Origin of the sequence: Bradyrhizobium guangdongense (genome assembly GCF_006483445.1) — a bacterium.
Taxonomy (GTDB): Bacteria; Pseudomonadota; Alphaproteobacteria; order Rhizobiales; family Xanthobacteraceae; genus Bradyrhizobium; species Bradyrhizobium guangdongense_A.
The window spans coordinates 19,043-38,891 of the sequence record NZ_PPPT01000009.1; the positions used below are offsets into that span (position 1 = coordinate 19,043).

At 58.9% G+C, this 19,849-nt stretch carries 6 protein-coding genes and 1 pseudogene; 5 read left to right on the forward strand and 2 right to left on the reverse strand.

What is annotated here, in order from left to right; genetic code table 11:
• Positions 1 to 66 precede the first annotated feature (66 nt).
• The 5 genes and pseudogenes from C2U70_RS33620 to C2U70_RS01535 all read left to right on the forward strand — a co-directional run.
• Positions 67 to 483: pseudogene (locus C2U70_RS33620) on the forward strand (type I restriction-modification system subunit M N-terminal domain-containing protein); the annotation flags it as partial.
• Between the two features lie 30 nt (positions 484 to 513).
• Positions 514 to 1,707: an HsdM family class I SAM-dependent methyltransferase gene (locus tag C2U70_RS01520; RefSeq protein ID WP_283810325.1), complete on the forward strand. Its 1,194-nt coding sequence runs from the start codon at positions 514 to 516 to the stop codon at positions 1,705 to 1,707.
• Positions 1,704 to 3,284, forward strand: a complete 1,581-nt coding sequence (locus C2U70_RS01525) for a restriction endonuclease subunit S (RefSeq protein WP_140976099.1) — start codon at positions 1,704 to 1,706, stop codon at positions 3,282 to 3,284. The genes C2U70_RS01520 and C2U70_RS01525 overlap by 4 nt, the downstream gene beginning before the upstream one ends.
• Positions 3,281 to 5,071, forward strand: a complete 1,791-nt coding sequence (locus C2U70_RS01530) for a restriction system-associated AAA family ATPase (protein WP_140976100.1) — start codon at positions 3,281 to 3,283, stop codon at positions 5,069 to 5,071. The genes C2U70_RS01525 and C2U70_RS01530 overlap by 4 nt, the downstream gene beginning before the upstream one ends.
• Positions 5,071 to 6,165, forward strand: a complete 1,095-nt coding sequence (locus C2U70_RS01535) for an HNH endonuclease (protein WP_140976101.1) — start codon at positions 5,071 to 5,073, stop codon at positions 6,163 to 6,165. Before C2U70_RS01530 ends, C2U70_RS01535 begins: the two co-directional genes overlap by 1 nt.
• 352 nt (positions 6,166 to 6,517) lie before the next feature.
• On the opposite strand, the gene C2U70_RS32775 is transcribed toward C2U70_RS01535, so the two are convergent.
• Positions 6,518 to 8,260 carry a hypothetical protein gene (locus C2U70_RS32775; protein ID WP_186293996.1) on the reverse strand — a complete coding sequence of 581 codons (1,743 nt, stop codon included), beginning with the start codon at positions 8,258 to 8,260 and terminating at the stop codon, positions 6,518 to 6,520.
• A gap of 74 nt (positions 8,261 to 8,334) precedes the next feature.
• Entirely contained in the window at positions 8,335 to 19,710 is an 11,376-nt protein-coding gene (locus C2U70_RS01545; protein WP_140976102.1) for a neuraminidase-like domain-containing protein, read from the reverse strand.
• Positions 19,711 to 19,849 lie beyond the last annotated feature (139 nt).

Below are 19,849 nucleotides of genomic sequence, written 5' to 3' on the forward strand. Positions count from 1 at the left end.
TAGGACGTGCTACAAAACAATCCCGAACTCAAAGGCAAGATCGACCTGCTCTGAAATAAGTTCTGGAGCGGCGGCATCAGTAACCCGCTCACCGCCATCGAGCAGATCACGTATCTGCTATTCATGAAGCGGCTCGATGAGCTGGACCTCAAGCACCAGTCCAATGCTGAATGGGCCGGCGAGACGTACAACTCCAAATTCGAGGGCAGCTGGATTCCTCCGGAATACCGTGCGCGAAAAGACGGAAACGATACCGATGCCGATTGGGCGAAGAAGTTAGAGGACGAGAGGCGATACGCCATCGACAAGCGCTCTTTACGCTGGAGCGAATTCAAGCGCATGCAGGCGGAAGAAATGCTGCTGCATGTGCAGAGCAAGGTGTTTCCGTTTCTGAAGGACCTCAATGGTGCAGAGTCCAACTTCGCTCACCACATGAAGAACGCCGTGTTCATCATCCCTAAGCCGGCGCTGCTGGTGGAGGCGGTGAAGGCCATCGACGAAATATTCGAGGTGATGGAGAAAGATTCGAAGGAAAAAGGCCAAGCCTTTCAGGACATCCAGGGCGATGTGTATGAGTTCCTGCTCTCGGAAATTGCAACTGCAGGCAAGAACGGTCAGTTTCGCACTCCGCGCCACATCATCAAGTTGATGGTAGAGCTGGTGCAGCCGCAACTGGGTCATAAAATAGCTGACCCGGCTTGTGGTTCCGGTGGCTTCTTGCTCGGGGCCTACCAATTCATCGTTACCCAGCTTGCCATCAAAGCCGGCGCCACAAGCCTTGCGCCTGATGAGGATGGCTTCGTACGCACCTCGGTAGCGGCCGCACTTACTGAAAAAGCTCAGGGCGTTCTGGCTAGTTCGCTATGGGGCTACGACATCGACAGCACTATGGTGCGTCTTGGGTTAATGAACCTGATGATGCACGGCCTCGACGAGCCTCACATCGACTACAAGGACACGCTCTCCAAGAGTTATACTGAAGAAGCCGAATACGACATCGTGATGGCCAATCCGCCCTTCACCGGTAGCATTGACAAGGGCGACATCAACGAAAACCTCCAGTTGGCAACCACCAAGACCGAGCTGCTGTTCGTCGAGAATATCTACCGCTTACTGAAGAAAGGCGGCACTGCGTGCGTGATCGTACCGCAAGGCGTGTTATTCGGCTCCGGCGGTGCCTTCAAGACTCTGCGCCAGCTACTTGTCGAACGCTGTGACCTCAAGGCTGTAATTACGCTGCCCAGCGGCGTTTTCAAACCCTATGCCGGCGTCAGTACTGCGATCCTGCTGTTCACCAAGGTCTGGGGGCCCAAAGACAAAATCACTAAACCCGCCACCGAGCACGTGTGGTTTTATGAAATGTCAACCGATGGCTACAGCCTGGACGACAAGCGCACAAAGGAAGAAGGCTTTGGCGACTTGCAGGACATCATTGCGAGATATCATGCCCGGAACGCTGAAGCGGACACTGATCGCACTGCCAAATGCTTCGTGGTGCCTCGCGGTGATATCGAAGCTCAAGGCTATAGTCTTTCGCTTTCCGGCTATAAGCAGGACCTATTCGACGAGGTGCACTACGACGCGCCGGGCGCGATTCTGGATCGGCTACTTCGGGCGGAGGTAGGGAATGTCAATGATACCGACCTGGCCAAGGTTCAGAGCGGCATTGTTCGCGAGCTGTTGGCACTGAAGGGAATGGTCGGGTGAGCTCCTTCGAACCCCTTCGCGAAATCATCACATTTAAGGGTGGCGGTACGCCTTCCAAAGCAATTGCTGAGTATTGGAACGGCCAAATACCTTGGGCGACAGTCAAAGACTTTACGTCGACTAGCCTTCGTGCAACGCGTGATTCCATTACGGAAGCCGGTTTGCGCAATAGTTCGGCGAACTTGATTCCCCGCGGGCACGTAATCATTCCAACGCGGATGGCTCTCGGAAAGGCCGCGATCAACGATATTGACCTTGCGATCAATCAAGACTTGCGAGCTTTAATTCCGAAAAGACCTTTGGACGCCAAATATTTGTTGCATGCGATGTTGTCTCTGAAAGAAGCAATTGTACGCAAAGGATCTGGCGCCACAGTCAAGGGCATAACCCAAGACGAGCTTTATGCTCTTGAGATTTTCGTTCCTCCGATCGACGAGCAAATCCGCATTGCTCATCTGCTCGGCAGGGTCGAAGGGATGATCACTCAGCGCAAACGACACCTGCGGCAGCTCGACGACCTGCTTGAGAGCGTCTTTCTGGACATGTTTGGTGACCCGGTGAGGAATGAAAGGCGCTGGGAGAAGAAGGCCTTTTCAAAGTTACTTATTGATATTGAAAGCGGGAAGAGCCCCATTTGTGAAGCAAGACCAGCTTCCGCCCATGAGTGGGGAGTGCTGAAGCTCGGGGCGGTCACAGGCTGTTATTACGATGAAAGTGAGAACAAAGCTCTTCCTGATAAGACAATCCCCTCTGATCGCCACGAAGTAAAAGCTGGCGATCTTTTGTTCAGTCGTAAGAATACGTACGAGTTAGTAGCAGCATGCGCTTATGTATTTTCAACTAGGCCAAAGCTATTAATGCCAGACCTCATTTTCCGGTTCGTATTTAGGGATGATGCTGAGGTCCATCCGATCTACATGTGGAAGCTACTTACAGCCAAATCCCAACGAAAGAAAATTCAATCATTAGCCGCTGGTGCTGCAGGCTCAATGCCGAACATTTCAAAGATGAATCTCAGAGAAGTTCAGCTTCCGATGCCTCCGCTCCCACTTCAGAACAAGTTTGCTGACATCGTAACTAAGGTCGAGGGGCTTAAATCCCAATACCGGCAAAGCCTCAACGATCTGGAAGTACTCTATGGCGCCCTGAGGCAGCGGGCATTCAGCGGCGACCTAAATCTGTCGCGGGTACCGCTGCCGGAGACGCCGATAAGCGGCGAACAAGCATTGGTCCCCGACTTCTTGCAAGGAGAGGTCGCCGCTCCAGCTATCAATCTGCCTGATGGTGGCCTGCTGCTAGCGGCACTGGAAAATCGAGAACGGATTAAAGATCTGCTGAATAGTTGGTTGGACGCCTATCGTGGCCAGTTGGGTGGTGAAGCCTTCTCCTTGGAGCGCTTTATGGCTGCCGCACAATGTCGGTTGGCAGAATTGCACCCGGACACCGACTTCGAGCTGGACAATAATGACTATGAGCACATCAGGACTTGGGCGTTCGAGGCGCTGGTGTCCGGCAAGCTGATACAAACCTACGACGAGGCGAACAACCTCGTGCTGCTCAAGACCGGGCAGGCATGAAGCTGCAGCGCCTAAAGATCACCGATCCGTCAGGCTTTCGCAGCCTGCCGTCTGGTTTTGAGTGTCACTTTCGCACCGAATGGACTCTGGAAGAGGAGCTAGGCAGGCTCGAGGGTTTTGCTCCCTTCGTCTGCGCCGGGCCCAACGGTAGCGGCAAATCCAACTTGCTCGAAGCGCTGGCTGCCATCTTCTTTCAGCTGGAAGTTTTGCGTGTGCGTCGCAGCTTCCTGCCAGAAGTGTTGCAGAACTCTGATCTTGATTTCTCCCCAGTCGGGTTTGAATTGGACTATCTAATTCGGATCCCGACCGAATACCGTCGCCCTGATGGTCCCGTATGGGCAAAGGTCGGGGTTCGGAAGGTCCCTGGCGAGTCAGCTATTTTTCTTTGGGAGAACCAGAGTGACTTCGACATCGACGGATATGAAGTCACCCAAGGCGGCCATGCCAACATCCTATTGCCTCAGTATGTGCTGGGTTACTCGTCCGGCGAGAACGAAATTCTGAGTCTACCATTCTTTAAGCTGCGCTTCGTTCAATTCGATGAATACTGGAATGCCCTGACTCGGCAGTTACCCTATCCGGGACATCCAGAAACACGGCTGGCTTATCTCGATAGCGGCTTTAGTCAGGCCATCCTGCTTTGCAATCTGCTATTTCAGGACGAGCCGACACTACATCCATTCCGGACTGATGTCGGCATCGAGGTGCTAAAAGAATTTCGCATTATCCTCCGGCGCAGTATTCCTCTGCAGCCCGAGCAACTCACTGTCTTTGCAAACGAAGACCAGTACCAAAGCCAGTCGCTCGACGATATTGTTGAAAGCAACCCCGCCTTGCGCGCTGAGACTAACGATCAGGGCACAACTAGTTACCGCTTAAACCTGGTCCAATTATTGGAGGGTGACCAGAAATCCTCACTGATGGTGACAGCATTGAAGCGCTGCGCCACACTGAGCTATTTGGATGAGGTCTCCGACACGCTGATCCTAGATTATTGGGTGAATGACGCCACCAAGAAGGCGTTCCGCGAAAACTTTGACAGCTCGCCGCTAGCGCTCTTCCAAGCCTTTCAGGTGTTGCTGACTTTGAACCTGTACTCAGTTGGCGCTTCGCTAAAGGCCGACCTGTACAAGTCCACCAGCCATTATGTTAGCGAAACGGTGCCAACTCTGGCATCGGACCAGCGCGTTATGCGCTTCAAGTTTGTACGCTTCAGTAAGCGGGATGTGGCCCAGCCGATGATGCTGAAGGAGTTGTCAGACGGCGAGCATCAATTGCTACATAGCCTGGGTCTGTGTCTTCTGTTCCGAAATACCAACAGTCTTTTCCTACTCGACGAGCCGGAAACTCACTTTAACCCAAACTGGCGCGCCAATTTCATTAGTCGCCTGCGTCAGTGCCTACCCGGCAATGGCGATGTTGGACAGGAGATGTTGATTACCACCCACACGCCCTTTCTGGTCAGCGATAGCAGACCCGAGAATGTATTGGTTTTTAGTAAGGACCCATCCACTGGTAAGGCGAGTATCGAGCGGCCCGACTACAACACCTTGGGTGCCTCGATAAACAAGATCACCATAAACACCTTCGGCAAGCGTGAGACCATCGGTGCCTACGCCCAGGCACTGCTGGACGATTTGCGCGGCCGCCTCGAGACGGGCACCGAAGAGACGTCAGCATTGATCGATGAGGTCAACAGAGAGCTTGGCGACTCGGTGGAAAAGATCCTGCTGATGAAGGCCATGCTCGACAAAGCAGAAGGCGCGGCTGCGGAAGGACAAGGTTGATGCTGTTTTCCTACACCTACGTGCCGCATCAGATGGAGAAGATGCAGGAGTTCATCGATTTCATCTTTTTTGAGGTGTGGTGCAAGGCGCCAGACAGTGGGCTTTTTGACCTGAGCTTGTTTGCAACCAAGCCTGAACTGCACGAAGTGATGCAGGCCTTCTTCTACTCGGATGCCAAGGGCGCAGATTTTTTCTATGGGCACGTCGAGCGAATATACGATCTATTCTCGAAATTGGACGAGCCGCAGATCGAGCAGTTCAAGCAATGGTACTGGGGCAATAACAATGTCGAGAAGGTTTGTGCCAACGATCCGGCCACGCAGCTAGTGCGGTATGCCGATATTCCAGTCGCCCTCAAAGACCTGAGCGATCAGCTCTCGTCGTTTTTCAAAGGGCTGTATTCACAGTCACTGCTAGATTTGGTCACTTTGAGGAATAAGATCGGCGACATCGACGATCACTACAGCTCTTTCCTGAAAGCGAACAAGGCAGGCAAGTGCCCGTTTTGCGGCATCAGCGACTTGCACGGTCCATACCACACTAAGCGCGAGGCCTATGACCATTACCTACCCAAGGCGCTCTATCCCTTCAACTCGATCAATCTCCGGAATCTTGTCCCGGCCTGCCACAACTGCAACAGCAGCTATAAGACCAGCAAAGACCCGGCTCACCCCGTAAAGGACCCTACGGGTAGTACCAAGCGGCGGAAGGTATTTTATCCGTACTGTACGGACGCCCAGCCTATCGAGATTGTGGTTAGCATAACAAAGTCGGACGTTTCGGCGCTCACCCCGCAAGACGTCAGCATACACTTCGGCCCGGCGACATTGGTCGATGAGATTGATACTTGGCGTGACGTCTACGGCATTGACGAACGCTACAAGGCCAAGGTGCTAGGCGAGAATGACGGCAAGTACTGGATCACCCAAGTCTTGGATGAGTGGAAGGATGAGGGCAGATCGCCAGAGGCGTTCCTGCAGATGCTCGCTAAGCAAACGTTGAAGAGCCCATTTGCTGAAGCCAATTTCTTGAAGATGCCCTTTCTCGAAGCGTGCCGGGCCAAAGGAGTGTTCGATGCGGCCGATCCGTTGTGATTTTCGTAGCCTGCCCCTTTGCATCAATGGGTCGCGAGCTGCCTTAGGCATTCTGTAAGACGTTGAGGAGGACGCCTAACGCCGCAGGGGCAACCGACCTTTCGCTTGGTTTTGTGGGAAGACCTCAGATGCGCAAATTAAAAGGGGATTGGCGCAGATGCTCCGAAGCCGGGCACAGCCGTGGGCTGATAGTCAATTTGCTAGCATAACATGTCTTCGTACGAACGTCGTTCGAACCAGCTTTCCCGCCAAACTACCTCCGAAATGAGTCAAATTATCAAGTGCTCATCTGCGCAGCGCGAGCGAGCAGGCGATCGGCACTCTCAGATGCGGTTCAACAGAAGGATTGTCGTTATTGTTTATACGCTCCGACCAATTTTCCACCCAGCAGGGTGGCGTGACTGAGGCCGAGCAGCCACAAGAACGTCGCGCTGACTGGCGGCATGCTCGAGAAGACCTGACGCGCTTCGGCGAGAGCTCCGGTTGCAGACAATCCGCCGATTCGTTCGGCCGCCTCTAGGGCCAGGCTCACATAGATCGCTGCGAGCACGCCTGTGATGACGATCGTTTGCACCCTTGTAGAATCGACAACTCCATCATCCTCCTCCGTCTCACCATAGACAAGGTCTGCAAGCGCGGCATCCTTCGGATCATCCTTTGTGAGGATGCGCGTCCTTCGTGGCGGAAGCACAGGCGTGGCGCCGCCAGGGGCAGCGGACGTCGGACCGGGCTGGGTTATGAAGCTAGACAGAATGGTTGTTCCACCTGAGATTCCGAGCAGAGCCCATAATGTCGTTTCCATGCTGGGAGTAAAATCCAGCAAGCCGGACAATTTATTCTCCCAAAGCTTTAGCTCCGGTTGTTGTTTGGCTGCATTGGTCGCGTATGCCGCGCCTTGCTGGATGCGGTCCAAACTCTCCGCCCAAAAACCGACGTTGAACAGAGCGTAGGCCGCAAGCGGTCCCATCAGGATCACGAGCCAGATCGCGAATTGAACTCTGGTGAGGCTCATTCGGTTGCGCTTGTCAATGAACAGGCCAAGCGGCCGACCCATCACGCCGAGACCAGCCGCAAGCGCCATCATGATAATCGATGCCATTGCCAGAAGGATCGGCATTCGCAATGAGAATGCGTATCCTGAATCAGAGACGGTCCATTTTGCCAACCATACCTTGGTCCGCGACCACCAGTCGCGATTGGAAGCGTTCTGCACATCGCTAACAACCTTTAGCCAATCCGTGAGGCAAACGCCGTCGTTTCCTGCGGTTCCTGGCAACCAGTCTTGCGGCGCGCCGAACAGTGTGGATGGCCGCCTAACGTCAAATTGGGTTGAGCACTTTGTCTCAGGTGTCGAAGGGGCGGCAACGGCCGCCGGAGCTGCTGCGGGGGCTGCGGGAGCTCCAGCGGCTGGGGCTGCAGGAGCGGCAGGGGCAGGCGCTGCAGCGGGTACATTAGTCGCAAGTCTGGCCGCAAAGGCGTTCCCAGCCATTCGCGTCACGTCGCCCACACTCATCGACCACAGACATGCCATGGCAAACAGGGCGACCGAGGCGACGGCGAGCCAAAATGCCACTCGTGCTGCTTTCGTATCGACCGGCTTGCGCCGAACCTCGCGCGGCACATACACGGAGGTACCAGGCGGCAGGCCTGTCCCGGTCACCAGCGAAACCAAGCGGGACGCATCTTCATTCGGGCGAACTGCGCGCGAAAATGCCGACACATCGTGGCCATCGACCGTGAAACGTCCAATCAGCTCCATTGTGTCCGGTGTCGCGGTATCCCATGGCGCGGGAAGGGCTTCATCCTTGGTCAGCGTCTTGCCGTCAGCGCTGGGCCACAAGATCACACGCATGTTCTTCAGCGCGTCGGGTACTGCCGCCTCCGCCGCGGCTGTGCAAGCGGCAACATCCGCTCCATACAGATCATCGTCCTGGGCCGGGACGGACTCGAAGCGCGAAAAGCTCTTTTCGGCTTCGCTGGCGATCGCGGCCACTTGCTGCCGAAGTCTGGCTAGCGTCGTCGCATCTCCGCCGGCGGGCACCTGCAGGTCCTTCGTCTCGGTCCACACGATCTGAAATCTCGTCAATGCACTCATTTGTGCCCCCCTAATCCACGTCCTTATGACGCTCCATTGTCAAATATCGGTCCTCGACGAATGCCCCCACCAGATCAATTGAGCGAGGCAAAGCGTTCGCAAGGCGCTACCTCTGCTTTCGGTGGCGCGAAAAAGTATTTCAAGCAAACCAGCAGCACCTCTGGCTGCGAGACGGCGGCGCCGACGGGCGCCGCAATTTCAAGTTGGACTGAGGTACTCGAGGTCCCGGCTTGAATGACCGGTGGCGAGAGCGACAGCCTGCCGTGATAAACGGGCCCGTAAGACTGATCGACAAGCGCGGCCTCGCAGGGTTGGCCGTTCACCTTGATTTCCAGGAGTGGCGGGAGGCTCGCTCCAGCCTCGGGCTTGAAGTAGACGTCGAGCTCTTCGACAACGACATTCTCGTTGTTCCGACTCCAGGGGAACATGTCGCGATCGATCTGTACAGAGAGACGGGTTGCGCTGCCTTCGCGCAGATTGGTCCACTGGGCCGGAAAGTCGTGCTGGATGTCCAGATACCGGTTCGCAGGATTTCCCTCCACGGGGAGATTTTGCCTGGCTGTGGTTCGCGCCTGTTCGCGCATCTCCGCGCTCCCCTCAATGGCGGTGTAGCGGAAGTGCAGCACCACGTCGGTCAAGGAGTCCGGGTCGAACTGAGTCGTAGTCGGGTCCATTTCGATTCGCCACCGGCTAATCATGCCGGCGCCTTCGAAGGGCAGATAGCGTTCGTCGCGCAGATTGGTCTCGAACAGGCCGGTATCGTTCTGAGCCGACGTTGTGACGATCGATTGATGCGCGGCGTAACGGCGCACGAACCGCGGATCGCCTGCCAGCACGACCTGCTCTGGATACTGCGGGTCGACCTGAGGCGACAACCTCACCGCATCCGACAGCAGGGTCAACTTAGCGTTGACGGTCTGATAGGGGCCTGTCGCGCAAAGCACGCTCAACGCCACGTTCTTGATCCGGCGCCGATAGTGTCCCGGCATTTCCAGATCTAGCATCCACTCCGGCAGATCGACCTCACAGTTGCCCGTCAGTCGCAGGCTGACGAGCGCGTCCGGCGCGCAGAGCCGTAGCGAAACACTCTTGCCGAGTTCGTATTCGCGCACGTTCTGCTGCAGGTATGTCTGCTCCATGCGGCGAAGAGCCATCAGTAGGTGATCACCCGCGGTCATGCCCTCGCGATAGTTGGTCCAGGATACCGACGCGAGAAAACAGGAGGATGCATAGTGTCGCTCGTAGCGGAAGGCGTTTTCGGCGTCCCTTGCTGCCGCAAGCGCGACGTCAAACATCTCGCGGTAGAGCCCGGCGAGATTGTCCTGAAGCCAGCAGAAATGTTCAGCATTGGTGAACTTGCTCTGCTGGAAACGCTGGATTTCCTGCGCATTCAGGACGGTGTCCTGATGGATATTCAACTCGCGTAACGCAATATCCTGCCGCCGGTCCGCAGCGAGAATCTGACGGCGCACCTGTTCGAGCTCGATCTTCAGAACCTCCAGCTGGTGGCGCCATTCTTCCTCGCGGCGGGCAAACGACCCTCGCATCGAGTCGATGGAGGCGTCCATACTGTTGACCGAAGCCAGCATGTGCAACAAGCTGGCGCCAATCTTCGAGCTGGCTGAGTACTTCTGCCCACTGACAAACTTCACCATCGAGCAAACGCCGACATACACCTCGGGGACAAGGAGGAGTACCTGCGCGGCAATTTCGAACCCCTCGGTGGCCGCCGTGAGCATCTTCGCCACTTCCATGTGGGCGAAATACGACTGCTCGTCCGAAATAAGCCCCACCTGAATGAGGTGTTCGATATGCTGTTTCTTGGTCTCCAGGATCTCTCGCGCCTTCTCCAGCGCCTGCAGTTGCCAGTCGGCCTCACGCCACTGCGAGCGTCGCACATCGAGTAGCAGGCGATTGATCTGAACTTCGTGCCTGGAGCGCAGCAGGGCGAGCTCTTCTGCATCGCCCCTTTCGAAGGCCGACATCAGTGCCGCACCGAAGCCGCGTGTCTCGGCGCACAGCTCGATCGCCTTCTGCAGGACGACATTGAACCGGTAGTGCGGTGGCGGCAGCAGCCATTCGTCGCGATCGCGTTCGGTGCTGTCGTAGGCATCGCGCCACATCCAGCCGTCATGCAGTCGCATGTCGCCATAGGCCGGCATGGCCGCAGGAGACCGGGACAGGGCGGGCTGTGTTCGATCGTTGCGGATCTGCCGGCTGTTCTCGCAACGCTGGATGGCGGTCGCGAGCCGGTCGGTCCGATCCCAGAGCAGGACAAGACGCCGGTTCAGGGGCGGCGGTTCGGGTACGAAGCTTCGAAGCTTATCCGCAGTGTCGGGATCCTGGTGGCGCAGCCGGCGCGGCCGTTCACCGAGCACCTTGCGCGCCAGGGCGAACGTCTCGCGGGCAAGTTCGGTGGTCGAAAGTCGCTGGCCGGCAAGCTGGGACTCGCCGATATCAAGGATGTTCTCCAGCCAGTTGAGGACGAGGACTCTGGCGTTCGGACGGCCGAAGAGCCCCTTGGGATCGAGCCAGCCGTTGGAGCAGGCGAGCGGCTTGTGCAGGAACTCCAGCCACTCACGTGCCGCGTCGCCGCGGTCGTGCAGGCGCAGATGCTTCTGCACAAGGAGAGCCGGCGCGTGGAATGTCGCAGGCCCCGCTGCGGCGCCGGGCGCCGCCGCCATGAAATGCGGAAACGAGGACAGTCCGCCGGCGGAAGGAGCGGTGCCCGCGCTCCAAGTCGTCTGCACCAACACCCGTGCGATATTCGCGTCGGGGTCATAGACAAAACGTTGGTCGATTTTCGCCGCGCCATCGACTTCGAACACCAAAAGGTCGACATCGCGCTTGTCGAACTTCAACATGCCGTCGCTTGCGACCGGGACGCCGTAATCCGAAACGCGGACATCGTCTGCGATGCCGTCGCGTATCCGGCACCACGCCAGCCGCACCGTCTTTCTCGTGTTCCAGGCCAACAGGTTTGCGGGAATCCCGGCCAGATGGTCGTTGCTGTCGTACGGATGCTCCCAATCCTGGCCGGCATCCTGTGTCGGTTTGTCGTAGGCCGCACCATCGACCAGCCAGAAGTAGAAATCGTCCTGCCTGTCGGTCGTGCTGCATTGCAGGCGGACGAACCTGGGGTCCAGCTCGAGCGGTGCATCGCTTAGCATCCGCATCGAGTTGGTCTCGCGGTTGTCCACCGTGTTCTTGACCTCGGGAGGGCTCAATACGGTCCGGCTAAGTGCGCGGTCGCGCCTTGTCAGCTTCTCATAACCTTCGGGTTTCATCGGAAGCGCCTCGGACACCGAAGGCAACCTGTCGATCCAGCGGATCAGCCCGGGAATCGACGGCATCAGCGGCGCCACGAGATCGTCCCAGTCCTGATCGGCCGTCAGGCTCTCCTGCTGAAGATGGCGCTCGAGAAATTCGAAGGTTTCGGTCCTCGAGGCCGCACTGATCAGATAAGCCTCGCGATAGTTCTCGGGGTAGGCGCCCCGATACTGCCACGCCTCCCACCTGCGATATTCCGCAAGGCGCAGGTCCCAGTCTTCGAGGAAGTCGCGGCTGACATCGTCGGTCGAGACTTTCTCAAGCCCCAATCGCAGCCGCTGGACGTAGGTGCGCAACGCCGCGGCTGCCTCTTCGATGCGAGGCGTCGCCGCGCACGTTCCCGTTTCCACGTCCAGCAGCAGCCGCTCGGACAGATCGCGCGCGGAGCAGGCGTAAGGAGGCCCTCCGTTCATTTGCGGCATCGTACAGCGCTCGAGCGATGCAAGATATCCGACAAGCGCGAAGCGTGCCCTTTCGCGCAAGGGGCCGTTCAGCTGCGCGAGGTTGGCGTAGCGGCGGACCGGACCGTTTTCCAGGTAGGCTTCGTTGATGTATTCGCGCAGCGAAGCCACGTTCGGCTCGAACCTCGCCCATTCCCGATATTTCACCGGCGCAACACCGTGCGCTGCTGCAAACCGTCGCTGCCGGGCGTACTGCCACTGCGCTGCCTGCCAGACGCGGATCGGCCACTCCTCGGTCTTGAGCGCGGTCTTCGCCAGCTCCGGATAGTCGGGACTGGCGTCGATCGTATAGAGCAGGGCGTCAGGTGCCACCTTCGCCTTCAGGCCGAGATGATCGCTGACCAGCTGTTGCGCGGTCGGCGGCGTTACTGGGTTAGCCGCGTCGTTGAAGAGTTGCCACAGCGGCGTGGCGACGCCGGGAACCTCCGAGCGGAGTTGCACATAGTCGTGAAAGCGCTCCCACTGGTCGAACAAGGGCCAGACGCGGTCCGGCATGTGCGTTTCCGGATACTGACGCACATCCTCGCCGACGGGGCGGGGCCGGAAGGCGTCGCCGACGCTCCATTGGTTGAAGTCGAAATCGAGCTTTCGCGACTCCCAGTTCCCGGTTGCCGTCGCGCGTGTGTGCGCGATGCCGCGGAAGTCGGCGCCCTTGCTCAGGAGGAAATCGACTTCCTTCTCCACCAGCCGGAAGCGGTGGCAGAACAGCAGCGCCTTGAAGGCACGCTGGTAGCTGCGGCGAATGTCGCGGATCGAGCTGAAATAGTATGGCTCGGGATAGAAGAATGGCGCGGCGCCGGCGTATCCCGGAAAGTCCTGTGCTTCCTTGAGCTCGATGAACAGCGACTGGGCCAGCACTTCGAAGAATTCTGTGGAAGTTGTGTCGCCGCCTCCCGGTGGGTTCTTCGGAAAGCTCCGCGACACGGCGATTTCGCTCAAGCCATGCAGAGGGGAGGCCTCGGGCGAATTCACGAAAACGCCGAGCCATGCGACATGCCTGTCCTTGCTGCCGCTCGGACCCTTGCTGATCTCATAGATCGAGGGATCGACCGAGTAGTCGACGAAGGTCAATTTGACGTCATAGTGGCCCTGGTCCAGAGGAGCGGCGACCGGAGCCGCGTGGAATGCGCCGTCCGCGTCGTTGCCGAACAGGACCAGCGAATCGGACGCGCCGCCGGGCGTGTGCAGAGGCACGATCTCCTTCGTGTAGGTCGCACCCGCAATCTCGATGCGCATGCCGTCGTCGGTCAGATTTGGAATATTGGTGGTACCGAGAGGTCCGTCTTCTCCATTGGGAAGCTTGAAGGAGGTAACAAATCGGTGCTCGCCCTTGATCGTGACCTGCAGTCGGCCCTTCCACTCGATATGGTAGGGAACTGCACCGCCATAGCGCGCCTTGTCGGCCGGATCGAAGCGCAGCTGGTAGCCGCTTCTCAGTTCAACTTGCTGCTGCCCGGCTGGCACCGGCTGCAGGAATTTGTGGTCAATCGGCTCGGGTACACGCAGCGGCTTCGGAACATTGTAGAGCCAGTCGTTGCTGTTCGGTCCGACGTTATCCCCGTACTTGTCGTTCGCATGATCGAGATAGTTCAGCGAGCCGGAAATCTCGCGCATCAGCGCGGTGGTCTGAGGCAGATTTGCGAACGGCGGAAATACCGGGAATGCGGGGGGCGTCTGCAGCCGCTCGTAGTTTGCATTGGGCAAGCCTGGGGCTCCAGGCACTTGCGCCACATACCTGTCGAAGCGCTGATTGAAAATGTCGGTGTAGGGGCCGGGTGGCTTGAACGACGAGAACGTCGTCCAGATGCCGGTGCCGCGCAGGCCGAGGATGCCGGCGATCGCCTTGGCGTTCGGATTGGCCAGGTACTGGAAGGCGCCGCTGTTGTCCTTCCAGTTTTCGTCCGCCTCGATGTGATGCAGCAGCAAGTAGCGCGCCGTCGTGGACAGATTGTCGAGTTCGACGTCGGGATTCTTGCCAGGCTCGCGCTGCAAGACGTGGGCTGCAAGGTGGTCGGCGACGACGAGATGCTGACGAAAGAAGACGAAGAAATACCGCACGAATAAATTCATGCGGTAGGTCGCCTTCTTGGGACGGAGCAGGCGGCGTGCGGCCTCGCGCTGGTCGGGGAGTATCAGGGAGAATTTGGCCAGCGTGCGCCGCGGCTGTTCGAACAGGTCGCGGATCGCCGTCACTTCGCCGGGGGAGCAGGCTGGAAACAGGGTTGTATCGGTCGTGTCGGTTTTTCTGAGCCTCGTGGCTTCTGTCAGGATATCGACCGGATCCAGCAAGCCTGTGCACGAAAGCTTGTTGGCCGCAGGGTCGAAGGCGAATACCGCAGAGAAATCGTATTTCTTGGGTTGGCCTGCTTTTTGTGTGTACCGCGTGACATCCGTCTCAAGCAGGTCGGTGGTGAATTTCGGCTTGTCTTCGGTCAACAGACTCTTCAACGCGTCGAGATCGGAATAGCCGAGCGCCGTCAGTTCTTCCGCAAGCCTGAGCCACAACTTGTTCAGGTCGTCATTGGTTGGATTCGGCCGCCAGAGTCCGCCGGGCTGGCGATCGGCTGCGAACACGCGATCGAGGCGGCTGAAGTCGTCGTCGCTAAGCGCGAACTTGCCTTTCAGCCTACTTTTTTCGCCGTCGTTCTGGTCCCATGTTGGCTTGTGGCCGTCGCTGGCGTCGGGCCGGGTCGATATCATCGACCCATACGCTGCGCCGCGGAGCAGCCGCTGCAGGCGCAGCATCGACGCGTCGGTGCAGTCGGAAAACTTGTCGGCAAACGGGTTTTCCCTGATCTTGTTCTCGACGGCCTCGACGCGGAACGGATCGTCCTCGAACGTGGTCAGGTGCCGATTGAGATAGAGGAAGGAAAGCTCGCCGACGCTGAAATCCGAATGCGCGACCTTGAAGCAGACTTCGACGAACCGCAGCGTATGGGTGGGTCGCAGGAATGCCGGGTAGTTGTCGTTGCCGCCATCCGAACGAAGGCTGGTGAGGTCCTCAATTTCGCCGAACTCCTCCGCGTGCAGGATGCGTTTCTTTGGTTCCTTGCGGAAGCAGTTCGCCCGCTCCTGAACGACCGCGGCGAGGTCCTTCTTCGCCTGTTCGGCGACGGGAGTGTCGACTCCTCCCGCCGCCGGCAGCCATAGCGGCAGCACGTCGGTCACGCACAGCGCATAGTCGTCGCGCAGCATCTGCATGGCGGCGAGCTGTCTGATGAAATCGGCGTTGATGTTCGCGCCGTTGTAAAGGCCGAGTACGTCGCAGGTCTGCTTCAGCGCCAGAAACGAGTGATCCCTGGCGGCAAGCTTTTCCCACCAGCCGAGCAATTCCTCGATCTCGCCGAGCGGTCCGGTGAACGACCCGTCGCGTGGCTCGGCATTGATGTGGTCGACGAGGTCCTGAAGGCGTTCGCGAGCCGCAGCGGAGTCGGGGAACGTCGCCGGAAGGGAATCGATCTTCACGCTGACGGGAGTGACGGTATCGCGGATTTCGTCCTGCAGCCGGTCGGCATTGAAGGCGGCCAACAGCGCCTCGCATTTATCGACCGTTGCCTGGGTTTTGAATTGTTCCAGCGGCAGCCGGCGCAACTCCTTGGCAAATGTCTTCACTCGATTTGACGCGGCAGGAAACAGGCCGAGCCGCCCGAGTTGCGCTTTCAATGCGGTTGTCAGCGCGTTAAGCTTGTCCTGAATGGTGGCGCTGTCGACCTCGATCGCTGACGGCCACCACCCCGCGATGGCGTTGTCCATGCCGTGACCGGCAGCGGTTGCAGCAGCCTTCACATTCGGGACTGTCGCCAACTCGGGCAAAACGGCGGCAATCTGCTCTCTTGCGTTTCTGATGACGGGGGCGGCGCTGGTTGCAGGCAGCAGGCCGTCGAGCATCGTCAGGGCGGCTGAGAGATCGGAAAGTGAGTCCAGGCTGTCAATCACGTCAGCGAGGCTGACACGCAGCTCGCGGACACGCTGCTTCAGTGCAGTCCGAATTTCACCGCCGGAGATGGCGACAGCCAGCCCTTCGGCCTGAGCCTCGATGTTCTCAATGCCCTTCCGTGCAACTTCCGATGCGGTCAGGCTCGCCTTGATGCGTCCAGCGTGGGTCCTGACGTCGTCCGTGACTTGTGCGTTGGCGGAGCTCTCCAGGCGTTCGAGCCTCGTTTTCAAAACTGCGATCGAATCATCCGCTGCGGCGAGGTGGGTGTATTCGTTCGGCAACGCCGCGAACGCCGACCTTACGGCGTCGCTGTCAGCTTGCTGGTTCGCCGGATCGATCGGAGTTGTTCCTGCCTTCTCGAAGGCGGCGACGAAGGTGCGTACGGCGGCTTCGATGGTGGCAATCGAGGCCCGGGCGCCGTCCCAGTTCCGCATCTGCTCGCGCGCCCTGCGCAGGCGCTGGAGGATGCCTTCGAGCGAATAGTCGGTGTGCGGGATTTTTCGCAGCAGGCGCCAAAGCCGCAGGAAAACCGCCAGTCGTTCGAGGGCGACGTCCGCGTGGAGCGGGGCAAAGTCGATCGTGTAGGCGCCGATATCGCAGGGCTCGTCTTCGGGCAGCCCCGGCGCCACAATTATCGGGACAAAGCCGCAGGCCACCAGATCGCGAAACTCGCGGTAGCTCAGGCCGCTGCGCAGCAGAAATTCCGACAGGCGCCGGACTCCGGCCGGCCGGGCATTCGGATCGGGCCGCATCACGACCTGATGCGTATCCAGCCAGTCGGCCCATTTCGGCGTGTCATTGTGGCCGGTGCCGGTGGCCGACGGATAGCCCCAGAATTGCCAGAGCTTCTGCCGCGAATTGTTCAGCGTTTCGGTGAAGACTTCGCGGTGCTCTTCCACGTTCAGCTTGAGATATTCGCGGGCCGTATCGATGCGCACCGGGTAGCGACGCAGATGCGTCTGAGTGTCGAACTCCGGGGGCAGGTAGGGCACGAACGCTTTCGCGTTGGCCGTGTCCTGCGGCTGCTTGACGAATTCGTGGACGTCCTTGCGGAACGTCCGCATCGTGTCGTAGCGCCGCGACCCAATGTGTTCGAGGTAGCTGCGGGTAATATCGAGTAGCTGATGATAGGGACGCTCGAACGACGAGAAATCCTCGCGCAGCCGGTCGTATGCAGCCTTTTGCCGCGCGAGGGCTACGGCATCGGCCGGATCGGACGGTGTGGAATGCTCAGGGACGGCCGCGAGTTCGTCGGCCGTCACGCCCGCCGAGGTCTGGAAGATTGCGGGCGCCGCTACCGCCGGCAGCTCGCCGTTGGGATGTGCGTCGATATCCGCTTCGGCGAGACCGACAAGGCTTTCAAGCGCCTCGTTGACCACGTCGACGGCGGGAACGGGCGTGAATGTGTTGGCAGCCGTGACATTGAGCGCGCCGAGGTCGCCGCGCCTGCCGGCAATTTCGGCACCGAGCGAGCTAGCTGTTGGATCGCGTTTGGCGTCGAGCAAGGCGCGCGCATAGCCAGCCGGTCCGAATGGCGACAGCTGATCGGCGGGCATGCAATCGGTGAGCAGGCCGTCATGATTGACCGGCCGGAACACCGACGCGACCGGGCTAGCGTCGTCGCGATCGTCTTGCGGCTTCGGGTACTCAAGGGGGGTGGCAGTCGTGAGCGCAACCGCGCGACCATAAATGGCTTGGGCGTCGGCATGGGCGAGGGTGCCCAGCAGTGCCGCCTCAAACTGCTTATCGGAAAGGCGTGCGATCAGCCACGGATCGGTGAAGCCGCGGAAATACAGTGCCTCCATCTTGAGAAGGAGATCGCTCGCGGGGTCGGTTACGCGGTAGAGAAAATGCAGGATAAGCAGTTGTTGCGTGACTGCTTCATCAAGATTGAAGGCCTTGATGCTTGCGACCGACGTCGGCGGAGCGAAGGTGAATGTGGTATTGGCGTCAAAAAAGTCCTTCAACCCGGCGACGCTGGGTGGCCGGCTGCTGAAAGTGAAATTTCCGGGCGGCGCGAACGCAGCGGCCGCCGCCGGCGGTGTGGCGAGGTAGCGGCGCAAGCGCAGCACGAGATTTTGCCATTGTTGGCGGGCAGCGAGCTCGTCGATATTTCCCCAATACAGCTTGAATGCTGCTGCCCAGTCTCCCTCGTTCTTGTCCTTCAGACCATTGACGGTGGCGACGCCCGCAAAACCCGGGTCGGTTTCGAGATGCGTTGCGAAGCTGGGGCCGTGAGCCGGGAGGGGTTTGGAGATGCCGGCACACACAACCTGACGAATGAGCTCGAAATGCTGTGTCTGTGCGGATCCTGCAATGTTCTTCCAATATTCATCGTCGGGCCTGTCGGCACCAAGCCAGTCATCGAACAGGGTCTTGCAATCGGTGTAAGCAAGCTTGACTGCGTCGCCATCGGTGCTGGGTTGCGGCCGACCGTCGAGGTCCAGCGGCGCCAAGCCGTGCAGTCGACGGGCGGCCAGGCGATCGCTCAGGCTAGGGGATGCTGGATCGATCTTCGCAGCGTCCGTGATCGGAGAATGGGTCTGTCCGATCACTCTTCTGGTCTGCGCCTGCCGGAATTTGGCGCGGAGGCTGACTTCGGTTTTCCCTGCAGCCAGATTGTACCGCTCGAGTGCCGGAGTGCCGGCGTCGAGATCCTTCGATATGGCGTAGAAGTACGCTGCCGGTACCAGTAGCGTCGACGGATCGATGTCGGTTACATCGACACGGACCGCGGCGTTCGAATCCGCCGGCTTCCAGTTCGCGGGATCGACCGGGACCAACCAGGAGAAGCTGCCGGCCGTTGCGGGGTTGGCGGTCCATTGCTGGCAGGTAAATCCCGCGGAGAGCGCTGCAACCAGCGCCGCGCGATCCCGCGCTGCCTGCTCCGAGCCGATCTTGCGCTGCTGGACCTCCGCCTCGAGCGCAAGGCGAATGCCATGCGTCTTCAGCGCCGGCATGCTGTCCGAGTCCGGATTGTAGAGCTTCTTGGCGGGCGTCGGCGGCGGCATGCCGATCACATCGAGACCGCTAACTGATTGTGCCGCGATTTCCGCGATGGCAGTGTCGGAAAGGGCAGTTAGCACAGCGCCTTCGTCGGCCAGCACTTCCGCGGTATCGTTGCGGACGCGTTCGTATTGGACGTCGGTCGAGGCGCTTACGGCACCGGGCAGGCGCTCCTGCCCAGCGCTGGAGACGCCGATCCAGATGAGGCTTTCTCCGCCAAGGGGACTGAGGTCGGTAAGATCGTCGCGGCAGTTTCGAAATAGCTCGGACCGTCCAATTTCCCGGTCAGTGCCGTTGATGTTTCGCTTTACCACGATTTGAAAATCGAAGTTACCCTGCGGTTGTCCAGGGGGGGGCGTTGGCCGCTGAACTTCGATACGTTTGCGGACACGTATGTGCTGGTCGGGTGGTAATCCGACGAAGGGCGCGTACTCGGTCCAGACCTCGGCCCATGGTTTCCACTGCGCGGCCAGCACACCCGGAGTGTTAATGGTTCCGCTCATGTCTGTGAGTGGGTCTTCACCGGTGAATAGCTGGGTCGCGCCGGTTACCTGCAGGCTTGGGGCGTAAGCTCCGCCCACGACACGCACCGGCAATCTCTCGTCTGTGCCGTCAATTTTCCGTTCGTAGAACTCGACGCTGACAGGGCCGAGTTCGTCCTTGCCGGTTTGCTGTGTCTGATCGACCAGATAGATAAAAAACTGCAGAGAGGACATAAAAAAGCCCCGACACACAGGGGGCAACAAAAAGAACCGAGCCCCCACTCGGTTGAAGCCCGCAAAAAATGCGGTGTACGGTTGAATTAGGCCAGAGTAATCGACCGCGCGTCAAGCGGCTACGTTAAGTTGATGCAAT